The sequence below is a fragment of the Arthrobacter sp. GAS37 genome, assembly GCF_044908325.1.
Lineage (GTDB): Bacteria > Actinomycetota > Actinomycetes > Actinomycetales > Micrococcaceae > Arthrobacter > Arthrobacter ramosus.
On record NZ_JBIYDB010000030.1, the window covers coordinates 14,474 to 40,533 of the forward strand.

General features: G+C 64.5%; 23 protein-coding genes and 1 pseudogene. 14 read left to right on the plus strand and 10 right to left on the minus strand.

Going from position 1 to position 26,060, the window contains the following annotated elements; genetic code table 11:
- Positions 1-2 precede the first annotated feature (2 nt).
- Genes ABH924_RS18810 through ABH924_RS18820 form a run of 3 tightly spaced genes read left to right on the plus strand, consistent with a single transcriptional unit; the run spans position 3 to position 2,990 of the window.
- A complete protein-coding gene (locus tag ABH924_RS18810; protein WP_404501270.1) occupies positions 3-803 on the plus strand; it encodes a gamma-glutamyl-gamma-aminobutyrate hydrolase family protein in 801 nt (266 codons plus the stop codon).
- On the plus strand, positions 800-2,164 hold the full coding sequence (locus ABH924_RS18815; RefSeq protein WP_234754371.1) for an aldehyde dehydrogenase: 1,365 nt from the start codon (positions 800-802) through the stop codon (positions 2,162-2,164). Before ABH924_RS18810 ends, ABH924_RS18815 begins: the two co-directional genes overlap by 4 nt.
- Positions 2,165-2,207: 43 nt before the next feature.
- On the plus strand, positions 2,208-2,990 hold the full coding sequence (locus ABH924_RS18820; RefSeq protein ID WP_234754369.1) for a 3-oxoacyl-ACP reductase: 783 nt from the start codon (positions 2,208-2,210) through the stop codon (positions 2,988-2,990).
- A 61-nt stretch (positions 2,991-3,051) separates the two neighbouring features.
- Here the strand turns inward: ABH924_RS18820 and uraH are convergent, their stop codons facing one another.
- Complete coding sequence (gene uraH, locus ABH924_RS18825; RefSeq protein WP_404501273.1) at positions 3,052-3,393, minus strand: hydroxyisourate hydrolase; 342 nt, start codon at positions 3,391-3,393, stop codon at positions 3,052-3,054.
- Entirely contained in the window at positions 3,390-3,920 is a 531-nt protein-coding gene (uraD, locus tag ABH924_RS18830; protein WP_404501275.1) for a 2-oxo-4-hydroxy-4-carboxy-5-ureidoimidazoline decarboxylase, read from the minus strand. Before uraD ends, uraH begins: the two co-directional genes overlap by 4 nt.
- A 362-nt stretch (positions 3,921-4,282) precedes the next feature.
- Here uraD and ABH924_RS18835 point away from each other — a divergent pair.
- A pseudogene (locus ABH924_RS18835) lies at positions 4,283-5,376 on the plus strand (pyridoxal-phosphate-dependent aminotransferase family protein).
- 153 nt (positions 5,377-5,529) lie between these two features.
- Here ABH924_RS18835 and ABH924_RS18840 read toward each other — a convergent pair.
- Complete coding sequence (locus ABH924_RS18840) at positions 5,530-6,456, minus strand: Lrp/AsnC family transcriptional regulator (protein ID WP_404501321.1); 927 nt, start codon at positions 6,454-6,456, stop codon at positions 5,530-5,532.
- Positions 6,457-6,680: 224 nt separating this feature from the next.
- Here ABH924_RS18840 and ABH924_RS18845 point away from each other — a divergent pair, with 224 nt between their 5' ends.
- The 5 genes from ABH924_RS18845 to ABH924_RS18865 all read left to right on the plus strand — a co-directional run bounded on the left by ABH924_RS18845 (position 6,681) and on the right by ABH924_RS18865 (position 11,909).
- Positions 6,681-7,601, plus strand: a complete 921-nt coding sequence (locus ABH924_RS18845; RefSeq protein ID WP_404501277.1) for a transporter substrate-binding domain-containing protein — start codon at positions 6,681-6,683, stop codon at positions 7,599-7,601.
- 65 nt (positions 7,602-7,666) lie between these two features.
- Positions 7,667-8,401: an amino acid ABC transporter permease gene (locus ABH924_RS18850; RefSeq protein ID WP_234754358.1), complete on the plus strand. Its 735-nt coding sequence runs from the start codon at positions 7,667-7,669 to the stop codon at positions 8,399-8,401.
- Positions 8,398-9,204, plus strand: coding sequence for an amino acid ABC transporter ATP-binding protein (locus tag ABH924_RS18855; RefSeq protein WP_404501279.1), 807 nt, complete (start codon positions 8,398-8,400; stop codon positions 9,202-9,204). Before ABH924_RS18850 ends, ABH924_RS18855 begins: the two co-directional genes overlap by 4 nt.
- Positions 9,194-10,192 carry a C-terminal binding protein gene (locus tag ABH924_RS18860; protein ID WP_404501281.1) on the plus strand — a complete coding sequence of 333 codons (999 nt, stop codon included), beginning with the start codon at positions 9,194-9,196 and terminating at the stop codon, positions 10,190-10,192. The genes ABH924_RS18855 and ABH924_RS18860 overlap by 11 nt, the downstream gene beginning before the upstream one ends.
- A 43-nt stretch (positions 10,193-10,235) precedes the next feature.
- On the plus strand, positions 10,236-11,909 hold the full coding sequence (locus ABH924_RS18865; protein ID WP_404501283.1) for an amidohydrolase: 1,674 nt from the start codon (positions 10,236-10,238) through the stop codon (positions 11,907-11,909).
- 89 nt (positions 11,910-11,998) lie between these two features.
- Here ABH924_RS18865 and ABH924_RS18870 read toward each other — a convergent pair whose 3' ends face one another.
- Both ABH924_RS18870 and ABH924_RS18875 read right to left on the minus strand, forming a co-directional pair.
- The gene (locus ABH924_RS18870; RefSeq protein WP_404501285.1) at positions 11,999-13,210 is read right to left on the minus strand and encodes a PLP-dependent aminotransferase family protein; all 1,212 of its coding nucleotides are present in this window, start codon (positions 13,208-13,210) and stop codon (positions 11,999-12,001) included.
- Between the two features lie 58 nt (positions 13,211-13,268).
- On the minus strand, positions 13,269-13,949 hold the full coding sequence (locus ABH924_RS18875; RefSeq protein ID WP_404501286.1) for a TetR/AcrR family transcriptional regulator: 681 nt from the start codon (positions 13,947-13,949) through the stop codon (positions 13,269-13,271).
- Between the two features lie 187 nt (positions 13,950-14,136).
- Between ABH924_RS18875 and ABH924_RS18880 the strand changes: the two genes are divergently transcribed.
- From ABH924_RS18880 to ABH924_RS18900, 5 genes are all read left to right on the plus strand, one after another.
- A complete protein-coding gene (locus ABH924_RS18880) occupies positions 14,137-15,081 on the plus strand; it encodes an ABC transporter substrate-binding protein (RefSeq protein ID WP_404501288.1) in 945 nt (314 codons plus the stop codon).
- Entirely contained in the window at positions 15,078-15,974 is an 897-nt protein-coding gene (locus tag ABH924_RS18885) for an amino acid ABC transporter permease (protein WP_404501290.1), read from the plus strand. Before ABH924_RS18880 ends, ABH924_RS18885 begins: the two co-directional genes overlap by 4 nt.
- A gap of 5 nt (positions 15,975-15,979) precedes the next feature.
- On the plus strand, positions 15,980-16,738 hold the full coding sequence (locus tag ABH924_RS18890) for an amino acid ABC transporter ATP-binding protein (protein WP_404501292.1): 759 nt from the start codon (positions 15,980-15,982) through the stop codon (positions 16,736-16,738).
- A gap of 22 nt (positions 16,739-16,760) precedes the next feature.
- The gene (locus tag ABH924_RS18895) at positions 16,761-18,359 is read left to right on the plus strand and encodes a thiamine pyrophosphate-binding protein (RefSeq protein WP_404501294.1); all 1,599 of its coding nucleotides are present in this window, start codon (positions 16,761-16,763) and stop codon (positions 18,357-18,359) included.
- Between the two features lie 194 nt (positions 18,360-18,553).
- A complete protein-coding gene (locus ABH924_RS18900) occupies positions 18,554-20,173 on the plus strand; it encodes an amidohydrolase (protein ID WP_404501296.1) in 1,620 nt (539 codons plus the stop codon).
- Between the two features lie 225 nt (positions 20,174-20,398).
- Here the strand turns inward: ABH924_RS18900 and bcp are convergent, their stop codons facing one another.
- The 5 genes from bcp to gcl form a co-directional block, all read right to left on the minus strand.
- Positions 20,399-20,866, minus strand: coding sequence for a thioredoxin-dependent thiol peroxidase (gene bcp, locus ABH924_RS18905; protein ID WP_404501298.1), 468 nt, complete (start codon positions 20,864-20,866; stop codon positions 20,399-20,401).
- A gap of 67 nt (positions 20,867-20,933) precedes the next feature.
- Positions 20,934-21,602, minus strand: a complete 669-nt coding sequence (locus ABH924_RS18910; protein WP_404501300.1) for a winged helix-turn-helix domain-containing protein — start codon at positions 21,600-21,602, stop codon at positions 20,934-20,936.
- Between the two features lie 10 nt (positions 21,603-21,612).
- On the minus strand, positions 21,613-22,974 hold the full coding sequence (allB, locus tag ABH924_RS18915) for an allantoinase AllB (protein ID WP_404501302.1): 1,362 nt from the start codon (positions 22,972-22,974) through the stop codon (positions 21,613-21,615).
- Complete coding sequence (locus ABH924_RS18920) at positions 22,967-24,190, minus strand: glycerate kinase (protein WP_404501304.1); 1,224 nt, start codon at positions 24,188-24,190, stop codon at positions 22,967-22,969. Before ABH924_RS18920 ends, allB begins: the two co-directional genes overlap by 8 nt.
- 22 nt (positions 24,191-24,212) lie before the next feature.
- On the minus strand, positions 24,213-25,991 hold the full coding sequence (gene gcl, locus ABH924_RS18925; protein WP_404501306.1) for a glyoxylate carboligase: 1,779 nt from the start codon (positions 25,989-25,991) through the stop codon (positions 24,213-24,215).
- Between the last annotated feature and the right edge of the window lie 69 nt (positions 25,992-26,060).

Consider the following 26,060-nt stretch of genomic DNA (forward strand, 5'->3'; position numbering starts at 1 on the left):
CCATGACTCGGACCCAGACGCCGGCTCCAGATCCAGTCCGACGGCCGCGGATCGCCCTGACCACCTACCTGCAGGACGCGAAATGGGGGGATTGGGACGCGCAGGCAGCGGTGCTGCCGGCAACATATTTGGAGGCCGTGGTGGCGGCGGGCGGCACACCCCTTCTTCTGCCGCCTATCGGCACGGATACCTCCGTACTTGACCTCGTGGATGGCCTGATTGTGGTGGGAGGCAGCGACGTCGACCCCGGAAATTACGACGCCGAGCCTCATCCGAGAACCCGCAGCCAGCCCGCGCGGGACGAGCATGACCTCGCCTTGACGCTGGCCGCGTTGGAGAAGGGGGTTCCGCTTTTCGCCATCTGCCGCGGGGCGCAAATCCTGAACGTGGCCCTGGGCGGAAACCTTATCCAGCACGTGCCGGACGTGCTGCCCGAGGCCAACTACCAACCCGCTTCGGGGGTTTTTGGCGAAGTGGAGTTCTGTACCAGGCCGGGGAGCATCATCGCGGATCAACTAGGCGTGAGGGCATCGGCGCCCGTTTATCACCATCAGATTCTGGACCGGGTTGCCGAGGGTCTTTGCGTCACGGCGTACGCGGCGGACGGCACGATCGAGGCCGTCGAGACGACCCAAGCAGGCTGGGTGTTGGGCGTTCAGTTCCACCCGGAACAAAATGGTTCCGACTTGCGCCTCTTCGAAGGATTCGTCGAGGCCGCCGGAAGGTACCGGGACGGCGAACTTTACGCTGAGCGCTTCGACCCATCGACGGAATTCAAACCGACAGAAAAGAGCTGGGCGTGAGTGCCACAACTTTTGACATCATCAATCCGGCTACCGAGGAATTCCTTCAAACTGTTGAACTGGCGTCCCTGGCCGAGACCGACGCCCTGATTGCACGCGCGGCTGGCGCGTTTGAAACCTGGCGGAAGGTGTCGCCGTCGGACCGGGCACTGCTCTTGCGCCGGTTCGCGGCCGCCGTCGACGCCGATCTGGAGAACCTCGCACAACTGGAAGTCCGCAATGCGGGACACACGGTCGGCAACGCCCGCTGGGAAGCGGGCAATGCGCGCGACGTCATTAGTTACTACTCGGCGGCTCCCGAGCGGCACTTCGGTCGGCAGATCCCGGTTGCCGGAGGCCTCGATGTGACGTTCCACGAGCCATTGGGCGTTGTCGGCATTATTGTGCCGTGGAACTTTCCGATGCCGATCGCGGCGTGGGGCTTCGCTCCTGCGCTCGCGGCTGGCAACACGGTTGTGCTCAAGCCTGCGGAACTTACGCCGCTCACCGCGATGAGGCTGGGTGAGCTGGCGCGCGAGGCCGGCTTGCCCGACGGCGTGCTGACCATCATCCCGGGGAAGGGATCCGTGGTGGGGGCGCGCTTCGTGACCCACCCCGCTGTGCGAAAGGTCGTCTTTACCGGGTCTACCGGGGTCGGCAAGCAGATCATGGCCGGTTGTGCTGATCAAGTGAAGCGAGTGACGCTCGAATTGGGTGGCAAGAGCGCGAACATTGTGTTCGCCGACGCCGACCTTCAGGCCGCTGCCGCCGCAGCTCCCGGTGGTGCGTTCGATAACGCCGGCCAGGACTGCTGTGCCAGGTCCCGGATTCTGGTGGAAAAATCGGCCTACGACGCCTTCCTTGAGCTCTTGGAACCCGCCGTTCGGGCTGTCAAAGTTGGCGACCCGGCGGACGAAAGTACCGTCATGGGGCCCTTGATTTCCGCCCGGCAAAGGGAAACCGTCGCGGGCTTCGTGCCCTCAGGAGCGCCCATAGCCTTCCAAGGCGAGGTGCCCGAAGGGCCGGGATTCTGGTTCCCGCCCACTGTCCTGGCTCCCGACTCCTTTGACGACCCGGCGGTGCGTGAGGAGATCTTTGGACCGGTCGTCGTCGTCGTTCCCTTCAACGACGAGGCGGACGCTGTGCGGATTGCCAATGACACCGAATACGGCCTCTCCGGATCCATCTGGACCCAAGACATTGGCCGGGCCTTGCGCGTAGCCCGCGGAGTGGATGCCGGAAACCTCTCGGTGAACTCGCACTCTTCAGTCCGGTATTCGACGCCGTTCGGCGGCTTTAAGCAATCGGGCCTGGGCCGCGAACTGGGTCCTGACGCGCTCGATTCCTTCAGCGAAGTAAAGAACGTCTTCATCGCGCACTGAACCCACCAACTTTGGAAGCCCCATCATTCAAGGAGAGATCACCATGACCGAATTCATTTCAAACCGACTCAAGGACCGCACAGCCGTCATCACCGGCGGCGGCAGCGGGATCGGCTTGGCCACGGCAAAGCGTTTCGCGTCGGAGGGTGCCAATGTGGTCATCGCCGACATCGATCCGGCAGCTGGAGAAGCGGCCGCGGCCGCCGTCGATGGCATCTTCGTGAAGGTCAACGTCACAGACGAGCAGGAAGTCATCGACCTCTTCGCGGCCGCCAAGAGCCACTATGGCAGCGTGGATATAGCGTTCAACAACGCGGGTATTTCGCCGCCGGATGATGCCTCGATCCTCGACACCGGAATTGAAGCCTGGCGCCGGGTCCAGGAGGTAAACCTGACGAGCGTCTATTACTGCTGCAAATACGCGCTGCCGTACATGTTGGAGCAGGGCAAGGGATCGATCATCAACACTGCGTCCTTCGTGGCCGTGATGGGTGCGGCAACTTCGCAGATCTCCTACAGCGCCTCCAAGGGCGGTGTGCTGGCAATGACGCGCGAACTCGGCGTCGAATTCGCGCGTAAGGGCGTGCGAATCAACGCGCTGTGCCCCGGACCGGTCAACACCCCGTTGCTGAAGGAACTCTTCGCCTCCGATCCGGAGCGGGCAGCGCGCCGCTTGGTCCACGTGCCCTTGGGACGCTTCGCCGAGCCCGAAGAACTGGCCGCTGCGGTCGCCTTCCTGGCGAGCGACGACGCTTCCTTCATTACCGCTTCGACCTTCATGGTTGACGGCGGAATCTCCGGAGCCTACGTCACCCCGATCGACTAGCTGCCTTTTCAGGTCCATCGATTGCCCCACCGGGCTCCTGGCCGGCGGGGCAATCGGCGGGTTAGCTTCCTCGGTACGTGGAGAACGCGAAGGGGCTGAGCAGGAGCGGCACGTGGTAGTGCTCGCCGGCGTCGGACACCGTGAAGCTCAAGTCCACCTCCGGAAAAAAGGTGTCCACGCCTTGTGCCTTGTAATACGGGCCGGTCGCGAAGTTGAGGCGGTAACTGCCGCTGTCGACCCTTTCAGGGCCCAGATCCTTGATTCGGCCGTCCGCATCGGTGGTGCCGCTCGCCACGTGCTTCCAGTTGTCGCCGTCGCGCACGGAGAGAACGACGGCGACGCCGGCCGCCGGGCGTCCGGAGCCGGTGTCCAGGATGTGGGTGGTTATGTGGGAAACGCTCATTTGTTGGACACTCCTTCATTGCTCGCGCTGGTTTCGCTGATGACGCCGGCAAGGCGCAGCAGTGCGATTTCGCGCAACTGGCCCGCCACGATGACGTCTTCTTCTTCCGCGGTGTGGCTCAGGCGCTCTTGGAGGGAGGCCAGGATTTCCTTAGCTGTCCGGCCCGCGGCGCGGATGAGGAACACGCGGTCGAACTTGGCCTCGTACTCGCGGTTGCCTTCGGCCAAAGCGGTGACGACGCCGTTATCGCCGGGGTCGACGCCGGCCTGTTCGGAGCGGGACATCGCGGCTTCGGTGGTCTGGGCCTTGGGCCGTTCGCCGATCCGAGGGTGATGGGCCATCGCGGCCGCCACTTCGTCCGAGGTGAAGGGCTCGGCGGTTTTCCGGGCGAAGTCGAGCAAGGAGTCCAAGCCGCTGAAGGGGCGCGCATCTGCGATGTGCTCCACCCAACGCTGGATGTCGAGGCATGGGCGGAGGACGTCGATGGCGTCCGCACGGTCCACGCTGTTGAATACTTCAAGCTGCATGCTTGTTCATTCCTCGTGCGAGTGCTGGCATCCATGGTGTTGGCTATGCGGAACTCCGGCGATTCCTGCCGGATGGACCTGCGCGCCTCCGCACCTCAGGCCTTCCACATCATGGAACTGTTATTTCAGCATACGTAATAGTGAATCCAATGACTGCCGTGGTGTCAAGAGAATACCGCACCCCGGTCCTCCCGCACCGCACTGGGACGCTCGCTCACCTTTGCCGTCTGATACCGAAACGCTCGTCACCTTTGGTGGCTTCTACCGAAACGCTCGCTCACCTTTGCCGTCTGATACCGAGACGCTCGCTCACCTTTGCCGTCTGGTGGACAATGTCAGCAACGAGGCAAAGGAGTTCCGCCATGCCAGAGGTCCTGACCTCCCGGTATCTCTTCGGACCGGGTCCCAGTAATTGCTATCCGGAAGTGACCGCCGCGTTGGCGTACCCGGTGATCGGGCATCTGGATCCGGTGTTCATAGGGCGCTGGACCGGACATGCGCCGGGCTCCGGACGGTGTGGGGGACCCGGAATGCCCGCACCCTGCCGTTGAGTGCCACTGGTTCTGGCGGCATGGAGGCTGCCTTCGTTAATACAGTGTCCGACGGCGAGGTGGCGGTAATTGCCGTCAACGGGCTTTTCGGGGAGCGCATGTGCGAGGTCGCCCGGCGCTGCGGCGCCACGGTGGTCCGCGTCGATCATGAATGGGGCCAGCCCGTGGACGCGGAGCGGGTCCTCGCCGCGCACCCGCATCCCAAGGTGATTGCCGCCGTCCATGCCGAAACCTCCACAGGTGTCCTGTCCGACGTCGCGCCCCTTGGTGCTGGCAAAGGCGATGCTCTCCTGATCGTGGACGCCGTGACCTCCATCGGCGGGCTGGAACTCCGGGCTGACGACTGGGGGATCGACGTCGGCTACGCCTGCACGCAGAAGTGCCTGGGAGCGCCCCCTGGCTTGTCCCCCTTCACGGTGTCCGAGCGCGCGTTCGAGCGGCGCATCAAGGAGCCGCGTTCGTGGTACCTCGATATCGGCCTTCTGGGTGGGTATGTTGGCGCGGCGAGCGGCAGCCGGACGTATCACCATACGGCGCCGGTGACCATGATCGCCGGGCTAGAGGCCGGACTGGACCGCATCTTGGCCGAGGGGCTCGCCGCTGTTCAAGCGCGACACCATGCAGCCGGGGCCGAGTTGCGGGATGGCCTTGAAGCGATGGGGCTTGAGCTGTTTGCCGCGGAGGGCTCGCGATTGCCGAGCCTCACCACGGTCAAAGTGCCCGACGGCGTGGACTCGGCTGCCGTCCGTGCTTACCTTCTGGAGAACTTCAGTATGGAAATCGGCTCCGGGGCGGGTGCGTTTACGTCGACCGTCTGGCGGATCGGCATGATGGGTCCGAATGCCAACAGGGCATCGGTGAAGCTCGTCCTTGGCGCGCTCGAAGAAGCGATCGCCAAAGCCTGACGCCCGTTCACATATGACCGCCAAATCCCGAGCGGGCGTCGCGCCGGACGGCCTTGTTTGTGAGCGGGCGTCGCGCCGGACGGCCTTGTTTGTGAGCGGGCGTCGCGCCGGACGGCCTTGTTTGTGAGCGGGCGTCGGCGGGGAAGCCGGAGGCTAGTGGCCGTTGGATTGGGCCTTGGTCGCGAGCATCTTGTCGAGGGGCTTGGCGTACCGTTCCTGGACGATTTTCAGGTGCAGCCAACACTCGACGCTTGCCACCGAGTCCATCGCGCGTATCTTGTCCAGGACCTCGTACATTTCGTCCAAGGAGCTGACACCCACGGTGGCCACGAGATCGTGCCTGCCGAGGCAACTGGCGATGAACTCCACGCCGGGCGTCGCCGAGAAGAAGTCGATTGCTTCCTCGGTTCCGGCTGCTGTCGAGATTCCGAAGCCAAAGGCCATGGACCGCGAAGAACCGGAGCGGCTCCGGATGGGGCCGATCTGCATGACGCGGGCTTCCAGCAGGCGAAGGACCCTGATCCTGGCAGCGCTGGCCGAAAGCCCGATCCGCTCGCCGAGGGCTTCGAAACCAAGGCGACCGTCCACCTGCAGCTCGCTCATGAGGAGCAGGTCCGCCTGATCAAGTTCGAGGCGGGGGTCCGGTGGTTCTTTGCCGAGGAAGAGGCTGCGGACCACCTCTTTGTACATGAGCACATCGACGGCCGCCACGCCCTCGCAAAGGCGGATGGCCTCGACGTCCTCGTAGAGCCTTTCCACCGTGGGCAGGCGGAGTTCGGCGATGATGCCGTACCTGCCCGTCGTAAGGGAGGCGAACACGGCGCCGTCCAGTTGGCCCAGCTTCTCCAATGCGGCGCGTGCGGAACCGTTCAGCTGGATGGAGATGTGCGCGACGGCGGTCAGTCCCAGGAGGCGCGGATGGACTGCCGCGACAATCCGCAGTTCCCCGGAGGACGTGAGCTCATTGACCTTGGCTGTCACCGCGGAGCGCGTCACGCCCAGTTGCTTGGATAGCTCACTGAACGAGGCGCGGCCATCGGCCTGCAGCAGGCGGATCAGCCTGTCGTCCAGATCATGCATGGTCTTCACAATAACCGCCTTGTCTTGGGGGTCGCGGCAGTGGGTGCTTGGCGAAGGTGCCGCGCCCCGGCGAGCCGAGCGCCGCCGTCGTAATCAATACTTTCACGAGTCGAGCGATAGGCAAGTGATTTGGATCAAGAAGTCGTGATGATCGTACAAAAACTGTGTCACATCAGTATTAAACAACTGATTCGCTTGATTTGCGCCGTTTTTTCGCTAGCATCGTGATCAACGCCACATCGGCGCACTCCGACCCGCGTTTCCACGCGACCCCAACAGTCATTGGAGATCTGCACATGCTCAAGTTCACGAAGCCCGCCCTGGCGGCCGCTGCGTTGGCCCTGCTGTTGAGCGGCTGCTCCGCCGCAGCTTCGCCCAGTTCCACGGGGCAAGCATCGGCTACCGCGCCGAAGGGACTCACCACGAGCGGCAAGCTCACCCTCTGTATCGACCCCGAATACGCGCCGCTGGAGTACTACGCCAACGGTTCCAGCGGTGACATTGCAGGGTTCGACGCCGATGCCGCCCGGGCGCTCGCCAAACACTGGGGAGTCGATGCCAAGTTCGAAGTGACCACATTCGACGGCCTCATGCCGGGGCTCCAAACCCGCCGCTGCGATGCCATCTTCGGTGGTCTTTATATGAGCAAGGCCCGCCTGGACGTCGCCGACGCTTCAGCCGTGATGAACGCCGGTCCCGCGATCCTCGCCGCCCCGAGCAGTGCCGGGAATTACAAGACGTCTCTGGACCTGTGCGGCCACTCCGTCGCAGCGCAGAGTGCCTCAGCCAACGCCGCGCGCATCACTGCACTCAAAGATGAGTGCAAGAAAGCCGGCAAGGACGAGCCCAAGCTCACCGAATACCCCAAGACCGCTGAAACGGTGCTTGCAGTCCTCAACGGCAAGTCCGAGGCCCTGATCGAGACCAATGTGGCGGCCGCCTACATGGCCAGCCAGAACGAAGGCAAGCTCACTGTGGCCCCGGGAGTCTTCCCGGCCGACACCACATTCGGCGTGTTCACCCGCAAGAACGATCCGCTGTCTCCCGCCATCGCGCAAGCGCTGAAGGAACTCCACCAGGACGGCACCCTGGCCAAGATCGCCAAGGATAACAAGCTCGATTCCACGATCGTCGACGTCCCCTAGCCATCCCCCCGCGGAGGCCGCAACAGCGCTGCGGCCTCCGCCACCTATCGCGAAAGGAGTTGGTGATGGAATTCGATGTCAACATCTTCGTCCAACAACTCGTGAATCCGAGCTACGTGTCCGGGGCTTTCCTGTCGGTCGCCGTCGCGGTGCTTTCACTCATCCTGGCCACGGCCATCGGCTTTGCCGTTGCCCTGGGACGCACCTCCCGTAGCCGGATCGCCCAGGGCGTCGCCGGAATCTACACCTGGTTCTTCCGGGCCATCCCGGCGCTGCTGGTGCTGCTCATCATCTGGAACGCGTTGCCGCAGCTCTTCCCGGTCCTGCGCCAGGATTGGTTCTCCCCGTTCATCGCCGCGTTCATCGGCTTGGGCATCGTGGAAGCGGCCTTCATGGCGGAAATCATCCGTTCGGCGTTGCTCAGTATCGACGAGGGCCAGGCTCTTGCCGGCCGGGCGCTTGGAATGTCGCCGGTCAAGGTCATGCTCAAGGTTGTCCTGCCGCAGGCCATCCGTACGGCGCTGCCTCCCACCGGCAATGAGTTCATCGGCCTCGTGAAGTTCTCCTCGCTGGCCTCCGTGATTTCCCTGCAGGAGCTGCTGACCACGGCCCAGGTGGGCGTGAACATCACGTTCCGCTATGCCGAGTATTACGCGGCGGCAATCGTCTACTACCTCATCATCGTCAGCCTTCTGACGCTTCTCCAAAGCTATGTGGAAAAGAAGTTCGTCTGGACGTCACGGTCCAAAACCAAGAAGCCATCCATCCTGGAACCAGTCGGCCAAGGAGTGCAGTCATGACCCACAGCGGCCCGGAACTCATGCCGGAAACCTGGTCCACCAACGATCCCGTGCTCAGCGTGCGGAATCTCCACAAGAGCTACCAGGACCAGCACGTCCTGCGCGGGGTCGAATTCGATATCCGTCAGGGACAAGTCAAGGCAGTGCTCGGTCCCTCCGGTTCCGGCAAGTCCACGATGTTGCGCCTGATGGCGCTCCTCGAGCCAGCCGACGACGGCGAGATCCGGCTCCGCGGGAGGCGCATCGGTGTCCGTGAGAAGGCAAGAGGAGCCGTGGCCCTTCCCGAACGCGAACTCGCCAAGGAGCGCCGCAACATTGGCATGGTCTTCCAGAAGTTCAACCTGTTCCCGCACCTGACGGCGTGCCGCAACGTGATGCTCGGGCTGACTTCCGTGAAGGGCATCCATCATAAGCAAGCCGAAGAACAGGCCATGGCCATGCTCCAGCGCGTGGGTCTTTCGCACCGTGCCGGGCATTTCCCCTCGGAGCTCTCCGGCGGCCAGCAGCAACGCGTGGCCATCGCCCGCGCCTTGGTGATGAACCCCGACGTCCTACTCTTCGACGAACCGACCTCCGCCCTCGACCCCGAGTTGGTGGGCGAAGTCCTGGACGTCATGGAAAGCCTGGCCAACGACGGCATGACGATGATCGTGGTCACCCACGAGGTCCGTTTCGCCCGCCGGGTGGCTGATGAAGTGACCCTGTTCGACAGCGGTGTGATCGTGGAACAAGCCACACCTGATGAGTTCTTCGACAACCCCCAGCACCAGCGCACGAGGAAGTTCCTGAGCCATGTCCACTGAGCTCCGCCCCGTCGCCGTCTACACGGACATGGAAGACCTCGATTACTCCGCCGGCGTCGCCCTGCTCGAGGACAACGGTTACGACGTCCGGTACCTCGGCACCCAGGATCCCGCGGTCATCGCGGAGCAGGCGAAAGACGCGGAGGCATTGCTGGTGGGCTACGCCTCCGTGACTGCCGAGGTCATGGACGCCATCCCGGGCTTGAAGATCATCGCCCTGGTCTCCATGGGCTTCGACAACGTTGACCTGGATGCCGCCAAGGAGCGCGGCATTTGGGTCAGCAACCTTCCCGGCGTCGCCACGGAGGAAGTCGCTTCGCACGCGCTGGCTCTTGCCCTCGCCGTCACGCGCGAAATTCCGTTTTTCCAGGGACGGGTGGCCGCGGGGGACTGGAACGGCCGCCCGGACAGCAGGGTGTTCCGGCTCAGCCAGGAGCGGCTTGGGTTGATCGGACTCGGTCGGATCGGCAGCCGTCTCGGGGAGCTTGCCTCCGGTGTCTTCGGCGGGGTGGTGGGCTACGATCCCTACCTCCCGGACACTCCGGCTACCAGGGAGATGCTGGCGAAGGCAGGCATCCGCCGGACTGGCCTAGAAGAAGTCCTGGCGGAATCCGCCGTCGTGTCCTTGCACATGCCGCTCACGGAGGAAACACGGCACATCATCAACGCCGAAAGCCTCGCCGTGATGCGGCCGGGCAGCTACCTGGTGAACGTCAGCCGCGGGCAGCTGATCGACGACGAAGCCCTGCGTGCCGCCGTCGACTCCGGCCACATCCGTGGAGCGGCGCTGGACGTGCTCGACGTCGAACCGGCACCTGCCGACCACCCGCTCATGGGCCATCCGCGGATCCTCGTGACGCCCCACGTCGGCTTCCTCTCGGACTACACGCTGGCCGAATACGTCAGGATCCAGGCGCAGAACGTCATATCCCAAGCCCGCACCGGAGCCCCGGACACCCCGTTGTTCGAGCTGGCGCCCGCCCGCTGAGTTCCGGCCCTACCGCAAACTTCAACACGCAAAGGTCATTCCCATGTCATTCCTGGCATCCCATGAAACTTCCCCCATAGCCCCCGCGGCAACGTTGTTCTTCGGCGGCCGCGTCCGGACCGTCGACTCACTGAACTCCGTCGCGGAGGCGATGCTGGTCATCGGCAACCGTGTTGCCGCCGTCGGGACGGCACAGGAGTGCCGCGAGGCGGCGCTTAAGCTCACGACGGCGGTGCCCGACGTCGTCGACCTACGGGGCCGCACGCTGGTGCCCGGCTTCATCGACCCGCACGCGCATCCCCTGATGTACGGACAGCTGCTGTCCTGGGTGGATTGCGGTCCGGAAGCGGCACCGGACATCCCCACCATGCTTGAACTGCTGGCGAAGGCGGCGGCCGACAACCCGGGGGACACTCCGATCCGGGGCTATGGCTACGAGCACCGCAACCTTGCCGAACAGCGCCACCCCACACGGCAGGAGTTCGACAAAGTCTCCGCCACGCGGGAGGTGTACGTCATGAACGCGAGCGGACACGGCGGAGTGGTGAACTCCTACGTGCTCGCGAAGGCGGGAGTGGACCGCGAGACTCCCAATCCGCCGGGCGGTACGTTCTTCCGGGACGCCGACGGCGAGCTAACCGGTGAGCTCTCCGACGCCGCCTGCGACATCCTCACGGGAGATGAAGGCGTCAAACTCGGGCACCACGGACCGAACTTCCACCTAGGGGACAGCAAAGAACACCACCGCGCCCAGCTGCTGCACGCCCAGCGCGAGTTCCTCAGCCACGGCGTGACCACCATCGGCGACGCGCAGGTGACCAAGCGCGAATTTGGCGCCTACCTGGACCTCGTGGAACGGGGCGAGCTCGTGACGCGCATCAACGCCTACTTCCTGTCGAGCCTCCTGGACGAGGTCCTGGAACTGGGTCTCGTGGACAAATTCGGAGATTCCCTCCTTTCCTTCGCCGGGATCAAGCTCTATGCGGATGGGACTCTGGGCGGCTGGACGGCGTACTTCCCGGAGGGCTACCGCGACGATCCCTGCCGCACCGGCTCGCTCTACCATGAGCCGTCCGAGTACCGTGCCCTCGTCGCCAAGGCGCACAACGCCGGGCTGCAGACGGCGACCCACGCCCAATCGCCCACTGCCATCCAGCTGGTGCTCGACGCCGTCAGCGAAGCTCTTTCTGTATCGCCACGGGCGGATCACCGGCATAGGATCGAGCACTGCGGACTGCCAACGCTGGAGCAGATCGAGCAAATGGCCGAACTCGGGATCATGCCCGTCAACCAGCCGCAGCACTACTACAACTGGGGTCCAGGCGTCACGGATGCCATCGGCTCCCCGGGCGAGCGCTTCAACCCCCTCGGCGAATTCGTGGCCGCGGCCGTGCCGGTGACGATGAGCTCGGATGCTCCCGTTGCCGATCCCCGTCCGCTGGAAGCCATCCAGACATCCGTGACCCGCAAGACCCGCTCCGGCGTCCAACTGGGTTCGGATGATCTCAAGATCGACGTCGTCGAGGCCCTCCGCGCCCACACCATCAACGGGGCACGGGCCATGGGGCGTGAGAAGGATCTTGGTTCCCTGGAGCCGGAGAAGCTGGCCGACTTCGTGCTCCTCGCCGCGGACCCTCTGGAGGCACCGGAAGGCGATATCAGCGGTATCGAGGTTCTCGAGACCTGGGTCAACGGCGTGCGGGTGTACGCGGGCTGACGAGGCCTGCGCCAGTTCGCCGGAAAGCTGCCGGTTCGCCGGAGCCTTCCGGCGATCCCGCAGCCTTCCGGCGTGTCGGGACGGTTTGCTTAGACCCGGCGAATGGCCTCAGCCAGGCGTTTGACGCCCTCCGTGAGCTGCTCCTCCGGGGCGTAGGAGAAGGCGATGCGGAGCTGGTTGCTGCCACCGCCGTCGGCGTAGAAAGCGCTGCCCGGCACGAACACGACTCCCGCCTCGATGGCCGCGGCGAGCACGTGCTCGGTGTCGATCCCTTCGGGCAGGGTTACCCAGGTGAAGAATCCACCTGTGGGCGTGGTCCACTGGGTACCTTCGGGCATGTAGGCAGCCAATGCGTCCAGGGTTGCCTTGCAGCGCGAGGCGTAGACGGCTCTGTACGCGGCAATCTGGTCCCGCCAATCGAAGCTGCTGATGTACTGCTCCACTACCAGTTGGCTCAAGACCGAGGGGCAGATGGTGGTGGCCTCGGAGGCGATCTGGAGGCGGCCGCGCACATCCTGCGGCGCCACAACCCAGCCGACGCGCAGGCCGGGGGCGAAGATCTTGGAGAACGAGCCGAGGTAGAACACGTTGTCCGGGTCGAGTGAGTGCATGGCGGGTTTGAGTGTGCCGTCGAAGCTCAGCAGGCCGTAGGGGTTGTCCTCGACGATCAGCACGCCTTCGGCACGGCAAATGTCCACCACGCGCTGCCGCCGCGCAAGGGAAAGGCTGATGCCGCAGGGGTTGTTGAAGTTGGGGATCGTGTAGAAGAACTTGATGGTCTTGCCAGCCGCTTTGAGCCCGGAAATGACGTCCTGGAGGCGGTCAGGATCGACGCCGTCGTCGTCCATCGCCACGTGGGCCACTTCTGCCTGGAAGCCTTCGAACACGCCGAGCGCCCCCACATATGTTGGTCCTTCCGCGATCACCACGTCCCCGGGGTCGCAGAAGAGCTTGGTCACGAGTTCCAGTGCCATTTGCGAGCCGGCAGTGATCTGCACGTTTTCCGGCGACGTCATGATCCCCTCGAGTTCCATGACTTGGCAGATCAGGGCCTGCAGTTCCTCTGTTCCCGCGCCGGAGCCGTACTGAAGGGCCTCCAGCCCGCGGCGAGCGACGACGTCAGACGCCATGGCGGCGATGCGCTCCATCGGCAGGACGGGCAGGTAGGGGTTGCCGCCGGCGAGGGAGATCATGCCCGGCTGCATGGAAACATCGAAGACGGCGCGGACGGGGGAGGGCTGGAAGCCGGCCGCACGCTTGGCCATCCGGTCGATATGGGACAGCTCTGTTGTGGTGGTCATGGTGGTCCTTCGTTTGATCGTTTGTTGGCGGGGCGCTTCGATGCGCCCGGCGCGTGTCCTAGTGTGCGTCCACGAGTTTGGAGCGCTTTTTGTGGATGAATTCGTCGGCGTCGATCCCGAATTCCCGGGCGGCAAAGCGGTGCAGGGTCTCGATCATCTCCGCAGGTGAGAAGCTGTGGACCCCGTTCAAGGATTGGATAGCGAGTCCATCGATCGTGGCCAGAAGCAAGGTAGCCACTTCGTCAATATCGAGGGCCGGTTGGAGCAGCCTCTCGTCCACTGCCTCCTCGAGCGCCCGGACGAACAGGCCCCGCCATGAAGTCCAGACCGCTGCGACGCTTTCCCTGATCTCGGAGTTCTTGTGGGCAGCGGCGTAGATCTGCAGCCAGAAGCCCCACGCTTCCTCGAACGGGGTGTCGCTCTGGATGGAGAAGGTCAGCAGGTCATGCAGGCGTTCCACGGCGTTGCTGCCGTGATCGTAGATGCGCCGCCATTCGGCGAGGGATTCGTCGATCCGGTACTCCACTGCGGCGCCGATGAGCCGCTCCCGATGCCGGAAATAGTGCTGGATCATGCCGATGCTGAAACCTGAGGCTTCGGACAGTTCGGCGAAGGAGCAACCCTCCACGCCCTCGCGGGAGATTACCTGCGAGGCATGGTGCAGGATGCTCTGCCGGCGTTCTGCCATCGCTTCCGCTGTGACGCTTCGCGTGCGGCGGCCCGGGTTTGTCTCGCTCATGCCGTTGCTCCTTCGTTTGTCTGGTCGCGCTGGTCCAGGTGGGGGCGCCTTGTGGGTCCCCGTAGTCATCTCTCCACGATGTTGCCATGGTCCCTTGACACGCGTTGTTACTCATCTCACAATAAGTTGAACATATTGTTATTTCAACCCGAATCGAACCGGAGATCCACAAATGATGCGAAAAGGCATGAAAAGCCCGCTCGTGGCAGCGGCAGCCATCAGTTTCCTCGCGTTGACGACAGCTTGCTCCAACACTGAAGGTGTGGCCGCCACTGCATCCGGCAACCCATCGGCCAGCGGTCAGAGCAGCCAAAGCGGCCAGGAACTCGCTCAGGCCGTGCAAGCCGATTCCAAGGTTCAGGCGCTCCTTCCGGCGGCCATCAAGAGCAAGGGCTCGTTGACCCTCGTCACTGACCCCACCTACGCCCCGATCGACTTCACCGACGACCAGGGCAAGATCGTCGGACTCGAACCGGACATGGCGTTGGCTGTCGCGAAGAAGATGGGCGTCACCATCAACATCGAGAAAGCCGACTTCAACGGCATCCTGGCCGGTATCGAAGCCCGGCGCTACGACGCCTCCTGGGCAGCTTTCTCCATCACGGACGAGCGCAAGGACAAGGTCAACATGGTCAGTTACATGCGTGGAGGAACGTCCGTCATGGTCAAAAAGGGCAATCCGCTGGGCATCAACTCGGAACTGGACCTCTGCGGCAAGACCGTTGCCGCCCAGACCGGGACAACCCAGGCGCTGAGCGTGCTCCCGTCCTTTGACAAGAAGTGTTCCGACGCCGGCAAGGACAAGCCTGCTTCCCTTCTGCTGCCCCAGCAAGACAACGTCAACCAAGCCGTGGCATCGGGCCGCGCCCAGGCACTCGTGGCGGACAACGCGCTGACCGGGTACTACGCACAGCTCCAGCCGGACGCGTTCACCTCCGTGGACTCCATCCTCGTAGAGCCGTCCCTGTCCGGCGTGGTGAGCCCGAAGGACGACGGCGGCCTGTCCAAGGCATTCCAGGCGGCGGTCCAGTCGCTCATGGACGACGGCACCTACGCCAAGATCATGGAAGCCTGGAACCTCAAGTCCGGCGTCATCACCAAGTCCGAGGTCAACCCGACGGTGGGGTCATGACCGTGTCCGAGCTGCCAATGACCGCCGAGGCACGGCATGACTTCGCGGATTTGGCGTCGCGGCCCGTGCTCAAGCGCAAACGGCCCGGACAACTGATCGCCATGGTGGTGGTGGGTCTGTTCGCGCTGATGGGCGCCTACGTCATCGTCACCAACCCCGGCTTCGGCTGGCCCACCGTGGCCAAGTACCTGTTCGATATCCGCATCCTCAACGGCCTCCTGACCACGATCGAACTCACGGCCATTGCCATGGTCCTGGGACTCGTGATCGGCCTGGTGATCGCGGTCATGAGGATGTCTGACAACGCGCTCCTACGCGGCGTGGCCGGCGCCTACATCTGGTTCTTCCGGGGCACGCCGCTCATGGTGCAGATGCTTTTCTGGGGTTTCGCCGCGGTGCTGTTTCCGACCATCGGCATCCGGATCCCGGGCGGTCCCATGTTGCTGGAATGGAACACCAACGACGTCCTGCCGCTGTTCGTGGCCGGCATCCTGGGCCTGGGCTTGAACGAAGGCGCCTACATGGCTGAAGTCGTGCGTGCCGGCCTGATGGGTGTTCCCGCTGGACAGTCCGAGGCCTCCCACGCCATGGGATTCAGCCGGATGGAAACCCTGCGCCACGTGGTCATCCCGCAGGCCATGAAGATCATCCTTCCGCCGGTCGGCAACGAAACCATCTCGATGCTCAAGACCACCTCGCTGGTGATCGTGATCGGCGTCGGGGACTTGCTGTACAACGCCCAACAGATCTACGCGCGCAACCTCCAGCAGATCCCCCTGCTGATCGTGGCGAGCCTCTGGTACATCCTGCTCACCACCATCCTCTCGCTCGTCCAGGCCCGCATTGAGAAGCGGTACTCCCGCGGCAACACCATCCAGGCACGAAAGGCGTAGCGGCAATGTCTGAAGTCCAGTTTCTCAACGTGCACAAGGATTTCTCCGGCATGGAGGTCCTCAAAGGCATCAACTTCACGGTCGAATCCGGACAAGTGGCGTGCTTGATCGGCCCCTCCGGATCGGGCAAGTCCACGCTGCTCCGCTGCGTCAACCACCTCGAAACCACCAGCTCCGGAACCATCCTGGTGGGTGGCCGCATGATCGGCTATGAGGTCCACGGCGACAGGCTCATCGAGGCACACCAGAAGGACATCAACAAGCGCCGCTCCAGGATCGGCATGGTGTTCCAGTCCTTCAACCTCTTCGGCCACATGACAGCCCTCGAAAACGTCATGATGGGCCCGGTCAAACTCCTCAAAGTTCCCAAGGCCCAAGCCGAGGCCGAAGCCCGCGAGCTCCTGGCCAAGGTGGGCCTCGCCGACCGCACGGGCCACTATCCGGCCCAGCTCTCCGGGGGCCAGCAGCAGCGCGTCGCCATTGCCCGGGCGTTGTCCATGAAGCCCGACCTCATGCTCCTCGACGAGCCAACCTCCGCACTCGATCCCGAACTCGTAGGCGAAGTCCTTGACGTCATGAAAGCCCTGGCGCGCGACGGCATGACCATGATCGTCGTGACCCACGAGATGGGCTTTGCCCGCGAAGTGGCGGACGTTGTGGCGTTCATGGACGGCGGCGTCATTGTCGAAGCTGGCGATCCCACCGAAATCATCTCCCGCCCCCAGCACGAGCGAACAAAGGCGTTCCTCTCCAAAGTTCTCTAGGCCACGATTTAAGGACTCAACCTTGACCAGTTCCATCCCCACCAACAACGTCGGCCTCGCCGTCATGACCACGCTGCGGAACTACGGGATCGACGCGATCTTCGGGATCCCCGGTACCCACAACCTCGAGTTCTACCGGCACCTTGAGCCGCTCGGCATTCGCCCAGTCACCACCCGTCACGAACAAGGAGCCGGGTACGGTTCCGACGGTTGGAGCCAGCTCAAGGGGCTTCCCGGCGTCGTGATCACCACCTCCGGACCCGGGCTGCTCAACGCGATGTCCGCCGCGGCCACCTCCTATTGCGAGTCCCGGCCCATGATCATCCTGTCCCCGGGCGCGCCGCGCGGCAGCGAGTTTTCGGACATCGGGCTGCTGCACGAAACCAAGGACCCCACCGGCGCGGTCCGGGCTCTGATCGGTCGCAGCACCCGGGTAGCCAGCGGCAGCGAGGCCGTGGAGCTGATTCACGAGGCCTTCGCCTTCTTTGCGCATGGACGGCCGCGTCCGGTCCACCTCGAGATCCCGCTGGACGTGCTTGAGGGCGCGTCCGACGTCGACCCTTCCGCTCTGGAGGCCCGCCCCTTGGGTGCGCCGAAAGCAGCAGCCGACGACGCCGTCGCCACCGCCGCCGACATCCTCCGCCGCGCTTCCAACCCGGTGATCCTGGCCGGGGGCGGATCGCTCGGAACCGGCGGCGCGCTGCTCGAACTTGCAGAGCTCTTGCAAGCCCCCGTGGTGACCACCATCAATGGCAAGGGCGCTATCCCGGAAGCCCATGCGTTATCGCTTGGTTCGGAAATCCGGCTCGCAGCGGCCCAGGACCTGTGCAACGCTTCGGACGCGCTGCTGGTGATCGGCTCCAAGGTGGGCGAATCGGAGCTGTGGGGCGGCAAGATCGTGCCGCAGGGGAGTTGCATCCGCATTGACATCGATCCGTCCCAACTTCAGTGCAACCTCGCGCCGGATGTTGAGCTCCTGGGCAACGCGTCCGCCGTGGTGCCCCAACTGCTCGCGGCGCTCGCGGGACACTCTCCTGTTGTGGTGGCGGAACTGGCTCCGCTGCGTGCCGAACTGCAGGCGGAAGCCCGCTCCATGGCGCCCATGCTGGCCCAAATCAACGAGATCCTTGCAGCCGCGCTGCCGGCCGACACCGTTATTGCGGGCGATTCCTCGCAGATCACCTATTTCGGAACCACGTCCTTCTTCCCGATGCAGAAGCCGCATCAGCTCTTGTACACGCCCGCGTACGCCACGTTGGGTTATGGACTGCCGGCCGCGATTGGCGCGAAGGTGGCCGACCCCGATCGTCCGGTGGTGGGGCTGATCGGCGACGGCGCGCTCATGTTTGCTGTCCAGGAATTCATTACCGCCGTGGAACAGGGCGTGGACCTGCCCATTATCTGCATCAATAACGGGGGCTACGGCGAAATCCGGCAAAACATGGAAGACCGCGACCTGGCCCCCGTCGGCGTGAACTTGACGCAGCCGGACTGGGTGCGGCTGGCCGAAGGCTTCGGTCTGACGGCGTTCAACGTGGAATCCCTCGACGAGCTCGCCGGGGTTGTGACCAAGGCGCTCGCCGTCAAGGGTCCGAGCCTCATCCACGTGAGCATCGAGTAGCCGCACCCGACGCCTCCCCCTCCCCGCGGACGCTCGCTCACTTATGGCGGCCTTTCGGCGCACGCTCGCTCGCTTTCTTTAAGCAAGTGAGCGAGGGTCCGGTGGAAAGCCCCTATAAGTGAGCGAGGGTCACTGGGGCGAGCGCGGGGCGGCGGAACAGTTTTTGGATCTGCGTGACTTTAGGAAGGAGCACGATGAGCGGGACGGTCAAGAACGCCGAGTTGAAGGCCACGGCATGGGAGTGGGTGGAGAAGCAGAAAGAGCAGCTTTCCGCCTGGCACACGAATATTTGGGAGCTGGCCGAGCCGGCATGGCGGGAGTACGAGTCCTGCGCCTGGTACGTGAAGACGTTGCGCGAACATGGCTTCACCGTGGAGGAAGGCAGCGGGGGCATGCCCACCGCGTTCGCCGCCGAATGGACAAGTCCCGCCGGTCCCGGCGCGCGGATCCTGGGCTATGCCGAATACGATGCCATCCCCGGCAATTGCCAGGCAGCGTCCACTAAGCGGGAGCCCCGAACCGGCATGTCGCGCTTTGCCCCGGGCCATACGGATCCGCACTCGGCTCTGGGTATCTCGACGCTCGCGGGGTTCCTCGCTGCAAAAGACACGATGCAGCGGCACAACATCCCGGGCACCTTGGTCTACACGGGCGAGCCGGCCGAGAAGGTCCAGGGATCCAAGGTGGTCCATGGCCTGCGCGGCTATTACGACAACCTGGATGCCATCATCTCGTACCACCCGTTCTATATGATGCCGCTGTGTAACACCGTCCGTTGGGACACCCACTGCGGGTCCTACTACAGCAAGATCTACACCTTCACGTGCGACAGTCCGGAGGGCTGGAACAACACCTACGGCGACAGTCCCATCCCGTCGTCGCACTCCGCAGCCCGGGCTCCTGGAGCGGACGCCGCACTGTTCACGATGTTCTCGCTGACCAAAACCACTCAGGATTCGATGCTTCCGCAGGCAGGCGGTTGGTCGCTGTCGGAGGCGATCCTCACCGCTGGGCAGGCGACGGCGGACAACCAACCTGCGGGGTTGGCCCAGATCCAGTATTCCTGGCGCTGCCCGAGCCTCGCCGAGGCCGACTCCGTGCTGGCGGTGCTGGACCGCAACGCGGAACTCGCCGCGGCTGCGTCGCATTGCAACGTTAGTTCCCGCTGGGTGGCTCGCAACCGGCCGGGCATCGCCAACCATACGGTTGCCCAAGTGGCGTGGGAGAACATCGCGGCCGTGGGCGCGCCGGTTTTGGATGAGCGGGCCAGGGAGATCGGACGCGAAATCCAGGCCTCGTGCGGGGTGGAGCCCATGGAGAATCCCTTCCACCCGGCGACGGCGGAGCTCATCGCCCCGCGGGAAGCCGAAGCAGAGCTGCGCCGGCACATCCCGGCAACCCAGCAGAACTGGACCAGCGATGATTACGTGGAAATGACCTGGTACGCGCCCACCATCCGCTTCTACACGGCGAGGCCCACGTTGGCGCCGGATGAGAAGGGCACTGCATACCCGGGCTGGGCCATGACCGCAATGGGTGGCATCCAGGAGACGATCGGCCCCACCATCACGGCGACAGGCAAGATGATTGCCGGCATGGTGCTCGATCTGCTGACTTCTCCGGAGGTGCTGGCGGAGGCAAAAGCAGAGTTCGACGCCGAGAAGCGCCGCCGCGGTGCCGTGGCACCGCTGCTTCCTGCCGATTTCAGCGCGCCGACGGATTTCCGTTGGCCGGAATACATCGGGCAAGGCAAAGCGCGCGCGTGGTGGATCCCCGTCTCCGAAGAGTCATGGAACACCGCCGGCGGCAACTAACCCGGATGCTCGCTCACATATGACGGCCAAATCCCAAACGCTCGCTCACTTATGACGCGAAAAGAGGGAATCCTCCAGCAGATCATCTGCTGGAGGATTCCGCTATTTGCCCTTGTTTGTGAGCGGGCGTTACGCCGGTCGGCCTTGTTTGTGAGCGGGCGTCAGGCCGGTCGGCCTTGTTTGTGAGCGGGCGTCAGGCCGGTCGGCCTTGTTTGTGAGCGGGCGTTACAGACCGAGCTCGGCCCTCAGCGCCGCTACGTGGCCCTGGGCCTTGACCTGGTACTGGGTCAGCTTGACCTTGCCTTCGCCGTCGAGCACAACGGTGGAGCGAACCAGCCCGTCTACCACTTCGCCGTTCACGAGCTTCTCGCCCCAGGCGCCGTAGGCGAGGGCCACGGCGTGGTCTTCGTCGGAGAGGAGCGGGAAGGTCAGCGAGAAGTCGCCGGCGAAGCGTGCGATCTTTTCCGGGGCGTCGGGGGAGATGCCCAGGACTTCGTAGCCCGAGGACTGCAGGCTCGAGAGGCTGTCGCGGAAGTCGCAGGCCTCGGTGGTGCAGCCGGGGGTGGCGGCTTCCGGGTAGAAGTACACGATGACGTTGCGTCCGCGGTAATCGGACAGGGAGACCTTCTGGCCTTCGGAGTTAAGCAGCGCGAAATCGGGGGCCTGGGTTCCGGCGAGGAGTTTTTGGGTCATGTTGCGATCCTTGACTTGTCGGGCAACCGCCGTGGCCGGCGATCAATCTATAGGTGTAACGGGCTGCCTAGATGCAGTATTCCGCTGGTCCGCGGACTGTGGAGCCTGGTCCGGGCACGAACTGGTAGCCGCCTCCACGCACTGTGGCGATGACATGGCGGGCTGAGCCCAGCTTGCGCCGGACGCGTCCAACATACACGTCGATCGACCGAAACGCCGCGCCGGGACAGTCAAGTGACTCCAGAAAACGTTGCAATTCTTCACGTGGGATGGGGCGGGACAGGTTTTCCACGAGGTAGCGGAGGAGGCTGTGTTCCATCGCCGTGAAGCTGACGGGGACACCATCGAGGAGGACGGTGTTCGCGGCGAGGTCCACTGCCACGGTGCTGCGTCGGCCGGCCAGGGAGACCGGCGGGTTGGCAGCGCCGTCGGACGCTTCCGAACCGGAAGAAGATGCCTCGGACGTTGCAGCTCCGGCGGCGGGCCACAGGAGGACTTCCGCCCCCGGAGCAAGTTTGCGGGCCCGGGCCAGGACCGCTTCCGCGGCCCGGGCCCAAACCTCGGGATCGATCTCGTGGCCTTCGCCGGGCTGTACCCACACGGCGAGTCCGCGCGGGTGCATCCCGGGCCGAACCATCCCGGGCCGAAGCTCGGAAGGCCGGGCGGCGGGCTGGTGCCGCGAGGCGTTGAGCCGTGCGGGCAGTTGCCCGTATGGGGCATGGACGTTGACGGCCATGGCTGCGGCCTTACACGCCGCCGCGGCGAATCAGCTTGCCGCTGGGCGTCCGGCCGTCGATCTCGCTCCCGCGCAGGTACGTTTTGCGTACGACGCCGGAGAGCGCCTTGCCGTCGTATGGCGTGATCGGGTTCTTGTGCTTGAGCTTCTTGACATCGACGACGAACGCGTCGTCCGGCGCGAAGATGGAGAAATCGGCGTCGTAGCCGAGAGCGAGCTGGCCCTTGTTGTGCAGGCGGGCCAACGCAGCGGGCTTCTCGGACATCCAGGACACCACTTGCTCCAGGGAGATACCGCGGTGCCGCGCCTCGGTCCAGATCAGCGAGAGCCCCAGCTGCAACGAGGAGACGCCGCCCCAGGCTACTGCGAAGTCGCCGTTTTCCAGGTCCTTGAGGTCAAGCGTCGAGGGGGAGTGGTCCGAGACGATGCAGTCGATGGTGCCGTCCTGCAGGCCCTGCCAGAGCAGTTCGCGGTTGGAGGCTTCGCGGATGGGCGGGCAGCACTTGTACGCGGTAGCGCCGTCGGGGATTTCCTCGGCCATGAGCGTCAGGTAGTGCGGGCAGGTCTCCACGGTGAGGTGGACGCCGTCGCGCTTTGCCGAAGCGATCATGGGCAGCGCGTCTGACGACGAGAGGTGCAGGATGTGGGCGCGGGCGCCGGTCCAGCGGGCGCGTTCGATCACCTCGGCGATGGCTTTGTTCTCGGCGCCGCGCGGGCGGGAGGCAAGGAAAGTGGAGTAGTGGGCGCCGCCGGGGTGGGGTGCGTGGTCGATCGCGTGGGAGTCCTCGGCGTGGACGATCATGAGGGAGTCGAAGGACTTGAGCTCGGCCATGTCCTCTTCCATCTCGTCCGCGTCCAGGTGCGGGAACTCGTCCACACCGGAGTGGAGGAGGAAGCACTTGAAACCGAAGACGCCCTCGTCGTGCAGCGGGCGGAGGTCCTTCTTGTTGCCCGGGATGGCGCCGCCCCAGAATCCGACGTCCACGAAGGCCTGGTCCTCGGCCACTTCGCGCTTGAGCTTGAGGCCTTCCACGTTGGTGGTGGGCGGGATGGAGTTCAGCGGCATGTCGATGATGGTGGTGACGCCGCCGGCTGCTGCTGCGCGGGTGGCGGACGCGAAGCCTTCCCATTCGGTGCGGCCGGGCTCGTTGACGTGCACGTGGGTGTCCACGAGGCCGGGGATGAGGGTTTCATCGTCGCCGAGCTCGATGACTTCGGCGCCGCTGAGGCCGTTCCCCAAGGGTTCAATCGCGACGATCACGCCGTTGCGGACGCCGACTTCGCGGGCGGTGATGCCGGCGGTGGTGAGGATGCGCTGGCCGCGGATGACCAGGTCAAACGGGCCGTGTGCTGTGGTGGTTTCTTCAGACATGGAGTTGCTCCTTGGTCTCGGTTCGCGCTGCGTCATGGGTGGGTGCCGCTTTTTCAGAGAGGCGCACGCCGATGTGCTTACCCAATTCTTCAAGCAGCGGCCCTGCTTCAGCTATACATTTCTCTACATTGGCTTCGAGCTCGGTCAATGCGTGGACCGACTCGAAACCGGACTCCGAATTTTGTTTCGGGCTCAGCGTACTGCGGCCGCACACGGCAATCACAGGGATCCCGGAGCGTGCTGCCGCCCGCGCCACGCCCATAGGCGTTTTGCCGAGCAGGCTTTGTTCGTCGAGGCTGCCTTCGCCGGTGATCACGAGGTCCGCGCCCGCCAGCCGCTGCTCGAGTTCAGTGAATTCGAGCACGACGTCGATGCCCGGCCTGCGTGCCGCGCCCAGGGCTGCGATGGCAATGTAGCCGACGCCCCCTGCCGCACCTGCGCCCGGAGCCTGTGCGGCGTCCTGGGCTTCGCGGCCGATCTCGCTGGCGAGGACCTGGACGAAGTGGGCCAAGGCGTCGTCGAGCGTGGCGACGTCGTCCGGCGTCGCGCCCTTCTGCGGTCCAAAGATCGCGGCGGCGCCGGTGCGGCCCAAAAGGGGATTGTCGACGTCGGACGCCAGGACGAACTCGGTGACCTCCAAACGGACGTCGAGGTTCGAGAAGTCGATCCGGTCAAGGCGGGCCAGTGCTGCGCCGCCGCCGGGGAGTTCGTTGCCGTCGGCGTCGAGGAGGACCGCGCCGAGGCCTTGCAGGACGCCTGCGCCGCCGTCGGTGTTGGCACTGCCGCCGACGCCGAGGATGATGTGCCGGCAGCCGAGGTCCAGGGCCGCGCGGATGAGTTCGCCGGTGCCGAGGCTTGTGGAGCTTTTGGCCGTGTCGGTGTTCGGGGCGCTGCCGTCGCCGAAGCCTGGCAGCACCGCAAGTCCGGAGGCCGCAGCCATTTCAATGACGGCTTCCTCGCCGCGGACGGCGAATTCGGCCTTGATCGGCTGGCCCGTTGGGCCGGTGACCGTGGTGCTGCGGCGGGTGAAGCCGGAGCCGACGGCGGCGTCGAGAGTCCCTTCGCCGCCGTCGGCCACTGGAATGAGCGTGGTTTCAAAGCCCTCGCCCGGGCGGCTGGCGGTAAAACCTGCCCTCAGTCCCGTGCTCAAGCGGCTGGAGACCTCGGGGGCTGACAGCGATCCCTTGAACTTGTCCGGGGCTATGACCACACGCATTCCGTACCTCCTTCAGTACTTACTAGTCCAGCAGGGCGATGATCGCAGTGGGTGCGTCTTCGCCGCGCTCGGCGAGTTCTTCGAACTCGTTCACGCCGTTGATTTCAACGCCCATGGAGATGTTGGTGACCTTCTCCAGGATCACTTCAACTACTACGGGAACCTTGAACTCGCCCATGAGTGCCTTGGCCTTGTCGAAGGCGGCCGGCAGGTCGGAGGGGTTCTCCACGCGGATGGCCTTGCAGCCCAGGCCTTCGGCAACCTTGATGTGGTCCACGCCGTAGCCGTTTGTTTCCGGGCTGTTGATGTTCTCGAAGGCCAGCGACACGTTCTGCTCCATGTTGAAGCCACGCTGCGACTGGCGGATCAGGCCCAGGTACGAGTTGTTCACCACCACGTGGATGTACGGCAGGTTGAACTGTGCGCCCACGGCCAGCTCTTCGATCATGAACTGGAAGTCGTAGTCACCGGACAGTGCAACAACGGTCTCGTCCGGCTTGCCGCGGACAACGCCCAGAGCGGCAGGACATGTCCAGCCCAGGGGGCCGGCCTGGCCGGCGTTGATCCACTTGCGCGGGCCGAAAACGTGCAGCAGTTGCGCGCCGGCGATCTGCGAGAGGCCGATGGTGGACACATACGTGGTGTCCTTGCCGAAGGCCTTGTTCATCTCTTCGTACACGCGCTGCGGCTTGATCGGCACGTTCTCGAAGTGGGTCTTGCGCTGCAGGGAACCCTTGCGTGCGGTGCACTCGGCGACCCAAGAAGAATAGTCCGGCAGGGACTTGGCTGCCTGGCGCTCGCGGGCCAGCTCGATCAGCCCGTCCAGCGCCGCACCGGCGTCGGACGCGATGCCGAAGTCCGGCGAGAACACGCGGCCGATCTGTGTGGGCTCGATGTCGATGTGCACGAACTTGCGGCCAGCCGTGTAGGTGTCCAGGCCGCCGGTGTGGCGGTTGGCCCAGCGGTTGCCGATGCCGATCACGAAATCCGAGGCCAGCATGGTCTCGTTGCCGTAGCGGTGCGAGGTCTGCAGGCCCACCATGCCGGCCATCAGAACGTGGTCGTCCGGGATGGTTCCCCAGCCCATCAGGGTGGGGATGACCGGAACGTTCAGCAGTTCGGCCAGCTCAACCAGCTGCGCGGAGGCGCCGGCGTTGATGATGCCGCCACCGGCAACGATCAGCGGGCGCTCGGCCGCGGTGAGCATGTCCAGTGCCTTTTCCAGCTGCTTGCGGCTGGCCTTCGGCTTCTCGACGGCGATGGGCTCGTAAGCGTCGATGTCGAACTCGATCTCGGCCATCTGCACGTCGAACGGCAGGTCCAGCAGCACCGGGCCGGGACGGCCGGAGCGCATCAGCTGGAATGCCTTCTGGAAGGCGCCCGGAACCTGGCCCGGTTCCATGATGGTCATGGCCATCTTGGTGACCGGCTTGGCGATGGACTCGATATCCACGGCCTGGAAGTCTTCCTTGTGCAGTTTGGCAACGGGTGCCTGGCCGGTGATGCAGAGCATGGGGATGGAATCTGCCCAGGCTGCGTACAGGCCGGTGATCATGTCCGTTCCTGCCGGGCCCGAGGTGCCGATGCAGATACCGATGTTTCCGTCCGCTGCACGGGAGTAGCCGTCAGCCATATGGCTGGCGCCTTCAACGTGCCGGGCCAGGGTGTGGCGGATACCGCCGTGTGCCCGCATGGCGGAATAGAAGGGGTTGATTGCCGCGCCTGGCAGGCCGAACGCCTCGATGGCGCCTTCCTTTGCCAGGATGGCGACGGCTGCGTCTACAGTGCGCATCTTCGTCATGGTGTGCTCCTTGAAAAGTCTGTTTTTGGGTGTAGTGGGGGAGCCGCCGTCGTGAAGTACGACGGCGGT

What these genes read in the sequence shown, in the direction of transcription:
- ABH924_RS18820 (WP_234754369.1), top strand. Translation starts at nt 2,208, where the DNA reads ATGACCGAATTCATTTCAAACCGACTCAAGGACCGCACAGCCGTCATC.
- ABH924_RS18840 (WP_404501321.1), bottom strand. Translation starts at nt 6,456, where the DNA reads ATGCATGATCTGGACGACAGGCTGATCCGCCTGCTGCAGGCCGATGGC.
- bcp (WP_404501298.1), bottom strand. Translation starts at nt 20,866, where the DNA reads ATGACCCAAAAACTCCTCGCCGGAACCCAGGCCCCCGATTTCGCGCTG.
- gcl (WP_404501306.1), bottom strand. Translation starts at nt 25,991, where the DNA reads ATGACGAAGATGCGCACTGTAGACGCAGCCGTCGCCATCCTGGCAAAG.
- ABH924_RS18890 (WP_404501292.1), top strand. Translation starts at nt 15,980, where the DNA reads ATGTCTGAAGTCCAGTTTCTCAACGTGCACAAGGATTTCTCCGGCATG.
- ABH924_RS18865 (WP_404501283.1), top strand. Translation starts at nt 10,236, where the DNA reads ATGTCATTCCTGGCATCCCATGAAACTTCCCCCATAGCCCCCGCGGCA.
- ABH924_RS18855 (WP_404501279.1), top strand. Translation starts at nt 8,398, where the DNA reads ATGACCCACAGCGGCCCGGAACTCATGCCGGAAACCTGGTCCACCAAC.
- allB (WP_404501302.1), bottom strand. Translation starts at nt 22,974, where the DNA reads ATGTCTGAAGAAACCACCACAGCACACGGCCCGTTTGACCTGGTCATC.
- ABH924_RS18870 (WP_404501285.1), bottom strand. Translation starts at nt 13,210, where the DNA reads ATGACCACCACAACAGAGCTGTCCCATATCGACCGGATGGCCAAGCGT.
- uraD (WP_404501275.1), bottom strand. Translation starts at nt 3,920, where the DNA reads ATGCAGCTTGAAGTATTCAACAGCGTGGACCGTGCGGACGCCATCGAC.
- ABH924_RS18910 (WP_404501300.1), bottom strand. Translation starts at nt 21,602, where the DNA reads ATGGCCGTCAACGTCCATGCCCCATACGGGCAACTGCCCGCACGGCTC.
- ABH924_RS18880 (WP_404501288.1), top strand. Translation starts at nt 14,137, where the DNA reads ATGAAAAGCCCGCTCGTGGCAGCGGCAGCCATCAGTTTCCTCGCGTTG.
- ABH924_RS18860 (WP_404501281.1), top strand. Translation starts at nt 9,194, where the DNA reads ATGTCCACTGAGCTCCGCCCCGTCGCCGTCTACACGGACATGGAAGAC.
- ABH924_RS18810 (WP_404501270.1), top strand. Translation starts at nt 3, where the DNA reads ATGACTCGGACCCAGACGCCGGCTCCAGATCCAGTCCGACGGCCGCGG.
- uraH (WP_404501273.1), bottom strand. Translation starts at nt 3,393, where the DNA reads ATGAGCGTTTCCCACATAACCACCCACATCCTGGACACCGGCTCCGGA.
- ABH924_RS18875 (WP_404501286.1), bottom strand. Translation starts at nt 13,949, where the DNA reads ATGAGCGAGACAAACCCGGGCCGCCGCACGCGAAGCGTCACAGCGGAA.
- ABH924_RS18920 (WP_404501304.1), bottom strand. Translation starts at nt 24,190, where the DNA reads ATGCGTGTGGTCATAGCCCCGGACAAGTTCAAGGGATCGCTGTCAGCC.
- ABH924_RS18900 (WP_404501296.1), top strand. Translation starts at nt 18,554, where the DNA reads ATGAGCGGGACGGTCAAGAACGCCGAGTTGAAGGCCACGGCATGGGAG.
- ABH924_RS18850 (WP_234754358.1), top strand. Translation starts at nt 7,667, where the DNA reads ATGGAATTCGATGTCAACATCTTCGTCCAACAACTCGTGAATCCGAGC.
- ABH924_RS18885 (WP_404501290.1), top strand. Translation starts at nt 15,078, where the DNA reads ATGACCGTGTCCGAGCTGCCAATGACCGCCGAGGCACGGCATGACTTC.